At 41.9% G+C, this 4218-nt stretch carries 6 protein-coding genes; 4 read left to right on the top strand and 2 right to left on the bottom strand.

What is annotated here, in order from left to right:
* From B0181_RS11255 to B0181_RS11240, 4 genes are all read left to right on the top strand, one after another.
* A partial coding sequence (locus tag B0181_RS11255) for a 3'-5' exonuclease (protein WP_211276086.1) occupies positions 1-649 on the top strand: 649 nt, incomplete at its 5' end.
* 45 nt (positions 650-694) lie between these two features.
* Positions 695-1294, top strand: coding sequence for a recombinase family protein (locus B0181_RS11250; RefSeq protein WP_078277586.1), 600 nt, complete (start codon positions 695-697; stop codon positions 1292-1294).
* Positions 1275-1511, top strand: a complete 237-nt coding sequence (locus B0181_RS11245; protein ID WP_078277585.1) for a hypothetical protein — start codon at positions 1275-1277, stop codon at positions 1509-1511. Before B0181_RS11250 ends, B0181_RS11245 begins: the two co-directional genes overlap by 20 nt.
* Before the next feature lie 125 nt (positions 1512-1636).
* Positions 1637-2575 (top strand): relaxase/mobilization nuclease domain-containing protein, encoded by a 939-nt coding sequence (locus B0181_RS11240; protein WP_078277584.1) that lies wholly within the window; start codon positions 1637-1639, stop codon positions 2573-2575.
* An 82-nt stretch (positions 2576-2657) separates the two neighbouring features.
* Here B0181_RS11240 and B0181_RS11235 read toward each other — a convergent pair whose 3' ends face one another.
* Both B0181_RS11235 and B0181_RS11230 read right to left on the bottom strand, forming a co-directional pair.
* The gene (locus B0181_RS11235; protein WP_078277583.1) at positions 2658-3563 is read right to left on the bottom strand and encodes a polymorphic toxin-type HINT domain-containing protein; all 906 of its coding nucleotides are present in this window, start codon (positions 3561-3563) and stop codon (positions 2658-2660) included.
* Between the two features lie 74 nt (positions 3564-3637).
* Entirely contained in the window at positions 3638-4177 is a 540-nt protein-coding gene (locus tag B0181_RS11230; RefSeq protein WP_078277588.1) for an ankyrin repeat domain-containing protein, read from the bottom strand.
* Positions 4178-4218: the final 41 nt, after the last annotated feature.

Raw genomic sequence — 4218 nt, 5'->3', positions numbered from 1 at the left:
TTACGGCGGGGTGGATAAATATCTGACGCATCCAGCAATGGTATCATTAGAAGTGAATAGGGTTTTTAAAGGCTATTATATGCAAAGACGCTCACACATTGACCAAATCCGCCAGCAGATTAATGAGTATTTGGCAAATCCAGCCAATGCGTCAAAAATGCTGTATTTGGATACTGAAACCACAGGGCTTGGTGATACTGACCAAGCAATATCAATCGCTATCATTGACGAAGATTTGACTGTGATTGTCGATACTCGCCTGATGACCACAGTTGATATTAACCCTGAAGCGCAGAAAATCCATAAAATCAGCAAAGGTGATTTGCTTGAATATCCTTATTTTGTTGATATTGAACATGACATCAAGCGTTTGCTGGATGGTCGCCAAGTCGGTATCTACAATGCTGACTTTGATACTCGCATCTTGCGTCAATCCGCCAGCTATGGCATGACATTTAATTTCAAGCCATTTTGCGTGATGAAAGAAGCTATGATGCTACTTACGAAAAATGACCGCTGGTTGAAGCTGGTTGATGCGTGCAAGCTGACTGGCGTTACGCTTGATAACGCCCATGATGCCTTGGCTGATGCTATCGCCACTGCCAAGGTTCATGCAGTCTTAAAAGAAATGGATGAACACATTTTTTGAGAATGTGTTAATATTAAGGTTTTGTAAGCAATAGACTACAATACTATGAAAGTCGGATATGCTCGTGTCAGCACCATTGAACAAAACCTTGATTTACAAATTGATGCTTTGACCAAAGCTGGCTGTGAAAAGATCTTCACCGATAAAATCAGCTCATCCAAAGCCAAGCGTGAAGGCTTGGAAAGTGCTTTGGAATATGTGCGCAAAGGTGATATGCTAGTCGTATGGAAGCTTGATAGACTGTGTCGCAACACGACAGAATTACTGCGTGTTAGCGAATATCTCAAAAATCATGAAATTGAGCTACACAGTCTTACTGAAAACATCGATACATCATCGCCAGCTGGTCGTATGTACTTTACCATTCTTGGCGCAGTCGCCCAGATGGAAAGGGAACAAATCCAAGAGCGTGTCAAAGCTGGGCTTGCAGCCGCTAAATTGCGTGGCAAAAAAAGCGGTCGCCCAAAAGCATTAACGCCAGCCAAGAAATCAGCAGCGTTAGAGCTACTAAAAACTGGTATGCCGTATTCACAGGTCGCTGAAGCGGTTGGTGTACCAACACCAACACTGTATAGATATATACCAGCGGCTGAAATCAACCTACTGACCTTAAAGGAAAAGTACGATGTCACAGAAGAACCTTGAAGCACTACTAGCTTCACTCATTCCGCCATCTGACCCACTTAATGCTTACAATCATATTTTGAGTGATGGCGCTGAAATTAAAGCCAGCGTTACACTTAACAAAGAACAAGCTGCTATGGTACTTGCCATCCATGACTACGGATTGGAAGTCATCACTGACGATAACAAGCATTTACTATATGGCATCATTGCTGATTTGAAAAATCAAATTATCTAACCGTCCGAATCGGACACTTTAGCCAGCCGCTATCATCTGATAGCGGTTTTTTTCGTGGCTGAAAAACTGTAGAAACCTATATGTAGTATTATTTTCAAAATGAAATTACTATATGTAGGTATATTATGCGAAAGTCAGGTAAAGGCAGGGTTTTAGATGACCCTGATGAATGGTTTAACGGCAAGCGAAAAACCACATCCAAGTCAGCTGGCAGTGGTGGCGGTATTACCATACCGACATCACGCAAGCCAGTTGCATCAGCACAGGCTGCTAAAAATATCATTAATGGGGTAAGGTCAGCTCAATCAGCCAAAGGTGGGGCTGGCAAGTCAGGTAAATCTGCTAAGAAGTTGCCACAGGTAGTAGTCAAAATCAGCGGCTCAAGCAAAGGTGCTGACAAAGCTGCTGCACATTTAAACTATACAGGTCGAAAAGGTCAAGTTGAACTTGAAGACGAACAAGGCAATAAATACTTGGGTGAAGAGCAAAAAAACTTGATAAAGTCATGGGAAGCAGCTGGTTTTCACGACAAAGAAGAAACAGGCACAAAAAGAGAAGCATTTCATTTTGTATTCTCAATGCCAGCTGGCACTGATCCAAAAGGGCTTAAAGATGCTGTGCGCAACTTGGTACAAGAAGAGTTTGCTGGCCATAAGTATTTTATGGCACAGCATTTAGACACTGATAAGCCACACTGCCATGTGCTTGTTTGTGCAACCGATGACCGTGGCGCACGGCTTAATCCACGCAAACAAGACTTACATAATTACCGTGTTGCATTTGTGAATAAGCTGGCCGAACAAGGCATTGAAGCCACTGCCAGCCGCAATGTTAGCCGCTTTAAGTCAAAAGGCAACAAAAAACAGTGGAAAATACACAAATCCAACCGTGATGGCAAGCCTTACAAGCCTAAACCGCCAACCATCCAATCCAAGGCCAAGCTTGAGAAGATGAACAAAGAAACCATGAAAGCGTATGAGCAATACGCTAAAAAACTGCCAGCTGGTACAGTCAAAAATGCCGTTAAAGAACTGGTTAATCATAGTCAAGGCAGAGGGCGGTGATGGGGTAGACATCCTGTGGGATGGCGGCAAGATTGCAATAGAGATCGTTAGGCTTAGCTTAAAATACTGGGTTACGCTGTCGCTAAACCCAGCTATGAGCTTCAATGTTATAGACGGTGTCGGTGTGGTTTGGTAGTAAATATTGGCTTAGGACTTCTACTTCTTGATTGTTTCTATCAAGCAGTATCATTCCTTGTTCTAGCAAGGAGGCTTTTAGCCAGCCTGTGTCTTTAATCCAAAATGGGTGTTCGGCTGTGGTTTCTAGGGTTTCTATGTCTCCTTGATGGTTTTTGACCGTTACTTGGAAAATGGGTTGGTCAGGCGTTGCTTTGGTGGCAATGACAGGACGATAGCCATATTCTAGGGTAATGTCATTTCTTGTCCAAATCAGCTCACCACCTGTGAAGGTTTCAATGGCTTTCAGACCTTTATCAGTTTCAATCAAGGTACCTGCAGTAAAGCAGACTGTGCCAGTGGTGCAGGTAGCTGTATTCCGACTGGTTTTGCTAGCTGTTTCAGGTTTAGGTGTCGGTGTTCTAACCCCTCTTGCTGAAATTACAGGAAAAAATACTCCACTTTCAACGTTTCTCTTAAACTGTGCAAGATTTAAACAACCATTTCCAGAACTTTCATTACAATATGCCAAATCATGATTTCTTTGGGCATAAGCCAATACTTGATTATACGCTTCTGGAATGATGCTAACCTCCCTCAAGAGGGCTTTATATTTTGTTTGTTTTAGTCTATTTTGTATACGAGGTAGGCAAGAAGATGCTTGAGGGCTACTGATACAATTATCAAACTCTTTGTATGTTTGTTCACTGTTTCCTGCCATTGCTGGCATAATTACTTCTTTGATGAAAGTATATTCATCAAATTCTTTTGTGCTTCTATTTTCGTAAATTAATTTTAAATATGTATCAATATGTTCTTTATATAGTGCATTATTCTCCACCGCCTCCTCAGCTTCACTCGCTGCCACATCCACATCAAAATCATACAGTAGGGCGATGGCACCTGCGGTAAGGCGAGCGGTGTTTAGGGTGTTGTTGTTATCAGATGCTAAAAATTTTGAGCATATTTTTTCATTAAATTATAGATATCAAACACCCATTGCTCTTCATTTTCTGTTGGCAACCAACTTTCCAAAATGGTTCTATTAGAGCCATCGCCCATCATGTTATGAACATTGCCACCTTCTTTGAGCATCAGTTCAAGTACATCCAACCTATCTTTGGTATAGCCAACCATGGATAAAGGCCTCAATCCATCTTTATTAGGAATATTGGAGTCAGCCCCCGCCTCCAGTAAGGCGATAGCAGCATCAGCATTCTTTGACCGCATGGCATAGTGTAGTGGGGTCATGCCATAAATATCTTGGGCGTTGATAGGAATACCTTGGTTGATAAGATAGCTGATGGTGACAGGTGGTGGCTCATCAGGATTCATAGAATCCGTGACTTTGTGAAGCCAATTTTTTTTATCTCTATTGACAGTGGATAAGTTGTGTTGGGGGTGTTGTTTTAATAAATTTTCAGCAAGAGTAATATTGCCTAAACATAATGCATCTAAAATCTCCACACCGCTCATATCATAACTCATCATCTAATACCTCTTTTGCGTTTGACATACTCCCACCACCA

The sequence above is a fragment of the Moraxella caviae genome, from assembly GCF_002014985.1.
Lineage (GTDB): Bacteria > Pseudomonadota > Gammaproteobacteria > Pseudomonadales > Moraxellaceae > Moraxella > Moraxella caviae.
Note: the sequence above shows the minus strand (reverse complement) of the source record. Positions and strands in the feature narration are given on the sequence as shown.